The following is a 2,766-nucleotide window of genomic DNA, read 5'->3' as shown; positions in this document are numbered from 1 at the left end:
TCAGGCCCCCGGCCACCGCCGCGGGCGGCGGCCGACCGGTCGCTTGCGCATGGGGGCCTTCTCGCCGGCGGGCAGGAAGCGGCCGGTGGCGAAGTCGCGGCCGTAGCCCTCGGCGAACTCGCCGGCCTCCCACACGACCGTGCCGGACACGACGGTGGCGTGGACGGCGGCGTCGTTGCGGTTGACCATGCGGCTGAGTCCGCCCAGCTCCTCGAAGACGGCCTCGTGGTAGCCGTCGACCGAGGCGTCCAGACCGCGCGGGTCGACGACGACCAGGTCGGCGCGGGCGCCCTCGACCAGGCGTCCGGCGTCGATGCCGTAGAAGTCGGCCAGCTCGCCGGTGAGCTTGTGCACGGCCTGCTCGACGCTCATGAACGGCCTGCGCGTGCGCTGGGCCTCGTGGACCTTGCGCAGCAGGCAGATCCCGAAGTTGTAGAACGCCATGTTGCGCAGGTGCGCCCCGGCGTCGGAGAAGCCGATCGTGACGCCGGGCGTCGTGAGCAGCTTCTCCTGCACCGTCGCGCGGGTGTTGGCGATCGGGGTCGTCCAGCGCAGGTCGGTGCCGTACGCCACCACGAGGTCGAGGTAGCAGTCGACGGCGTGGACGCCGCGCTCGCGGGCGACGTCGCCGATCGTGCGGCCGATTAGCGACGCGTCCGGGCACTCGGTGATCTCGGCGTCGTCGAAGTCGCGGTGCCACACGCGCGGCGAGAAGCGCTTGTCGAAGTCCTGCCGGAACCAGCGCCGGTACGCCTCGTCCTGGAGCAGCTCGCTGCGCATCTCGTCGCGCAGGTGCAGCGCCTCGCGCCCGGAGCCGAACTCCTCGAAGACGACCAGGTCGATGCCGTCGGCCCAGACCTTGAACGTCGTGGGCAGGTGCTGCCAGACGAAGCGTCCGCGGCCGACCCGGTTGGCCAGGAAGGCGAGCGGGCCGAAGATGCGGCGCACCCACGGCTCGGCCTTGGTGTCGGCGGCCGACAGGAGCGAGACCTTGAGCGGCTTGCGCCCCAGGCCCGTGCTGGTGGCCAGGTAGAACGCGACGTCGTACTTCTTGTTCAGGTTGGGGACGCCCTGCAGCACGCGTCCGCGCCGGCGCAGGATGCGGCTGATGCGGCGGAACTCCTTCCACGACGCGTACGTCGAGGGCAGCGAGCGGGAGCGGTAGCGGTCGCCGTCGAGCTTGTCCCACGGGTTCGTCATCGTCGAGATGCCGAGGAAGCCCGCGTCGAGCGCCTCCTCGAGCCGGCGCTCGACCTCACGCATGTCGGCCCGGGTCGCCTTCTGGTCCGGATCGGTCGCCCGCCCCAGCCCCATGACGCTGCCGCGGACGTCGGAGTGGCCCAGGAACGAGGCGACGTGCGGTCCCATCGCGGACGCCTCCAGCGCGGTTCGCCACGCGGCGGGCGTCGACCAGGTCTTCCGCTCCTCGAGCGCGGCGAGCACGGCCGGACGCGGCAGGGCCTCGACCCGGCTGAACAGGTCCGCCACGTCCACCGGGCTGGAGTAGACCGCCGAGATCGAGCAATTGCCGATGAGCACGCTGGTCACGCCGTGGCGCACCGACTCGTGCAGGCCGGGCGCGACGACGAGCTCGGCGTCGTAGTGGGTGTGGGCGTCGACGAACCCGGGCGTGACCCAGCGGCCGGTCGCGTCGACGACCCGCGTGCCGGCCCCCGGCTCCAGCGGGACCTCGCTGACGGTGACGACGACGCCGTCCTTGACGCCGACGTCCGCGCGTCGGCCGGGTGCTCCGGTGCCGTCGAAGACGGTGCCACCGCTGACGATCAGGTCCAGGTCCATGTGACGCTCCTCACATTTCCGCGGAACGTAGCACGCACGCGGGGGCCGGTCGGGTCGTCCGGGGCGATCACGGCCAGGTCGTCGGTCCGATCTCCACCCGCACGCGCACCTGCTCGTCGGGGCTCAGCTCACGCCGGACGACCTCGCGGACCTCGTCGCCGTGGAGCCGGCCCAGCAGCAGCGTGACGCCGTCGGATCCGTGCCGCACGACCTCGAGCACCTCGTGCTGGACGCCGTGGAGGTCGACCAGGCGCTCGCCCACGCGGACGTACGCCGCCTCGCGGGTCTCGACGGCCCGGCGCCCGGGGTCCACGCCTAGGCCCGTCGTCCGCGCGAGGCGAGGAAGCGGGCCAGCACCCGCCGACCGTCCGGGCTCAGGACCGACTCGGGGTGCCACTGCACGCCCTCGACCGGATGGTCGCGGTGGCGCAGGCCCATCACGATCCCCGACGGCGTGCGGCTCGTGACCTCCAGCGCGGCCGGCAACGTCGACTCGTCCACCGCGAGCGAGTGGTAGCGGCCCACGACCAACGGGTCGGGCAGCCCCGCATGGACGCCCCGGCCGTCGTGGTGCACGAGGGACGCCTTGCCGTGCACGACGTCGGGCGCGCGCCGGACCGTCGCGCCGTACGCCTCGGCGATCGCCTGGTGGCCCAGGCACACCCCGAGCGTCGGGAGCCGGTGCCCGACCCGGCGCACGAGCTCGACGCTCAGCCCGGCGTCCGCCGGGGCCCCGGGCCGGGCGAGACCGAGCAGGTGGGTGAACGTGCCGTCGTGGGCGGCGGCGACCAGGTCGTCGAGCCGGTCGCGGTCGTGGCGGACCGACCGTCGTGGCGGCCCCGAGCTCCCGCACGTGCTGGACGAGGTTGTAGACGAACGAGTCGTAGTTGTCGACGACGAGCACGCGAGCCCCCGGCGACGGCCCGGGTCGGGCGCCGCCGCGGGGCTCGGTCTCGGGGGCGGGGC

General features: G+C 73.6%; 3 protein-coding genes. All 3 read right to left on the bottom strand.

The features are described 5' to 3' along the window. Entirely contained in the window at nucleotides 1-1,800 is a 1,800-nt protein-coding gene (locus AC2W7G_RS13180; RefSeq protein ID WP_485868841.1) for an N-acyl-D-amino-acid deacylase family protein, read from the bottom strand. A 67-nt stretch (nucleotides 1,801-1,867) separates the two neighbouring features. Further along, complete coding sequence (locus AC2W7G_RS13175) at nucleotides 1,868-2,113, bottom strand: hypothetical protein (RefSeq protein ID WP_485868840.1); 246 nt, start codon at nucleotides 2,111-2,113, stop codon at nucleotides 1,868-1,870. 2 nt (nucleotides 2,114-2,115) lie between these two features. Further along, nucleotides 2,116-2,766, bottom strand: a 651-nt coding sequence (locus tag AC2W7G_RS13170; RefSeq protein ID WP_485868839.1) for an anthranilate synthase component II, incomplete at its 5' end; no start/stop codon positions are given.

The organism is Aeromicrobium sp. PFPM2_SD2 (assembly GCF_057364525.1).
The sequence above is the reverse complement of the archived record's forward strand: the minus strand, read 5'-3'. Positions and strand labels throughout refer to the sequence as shown.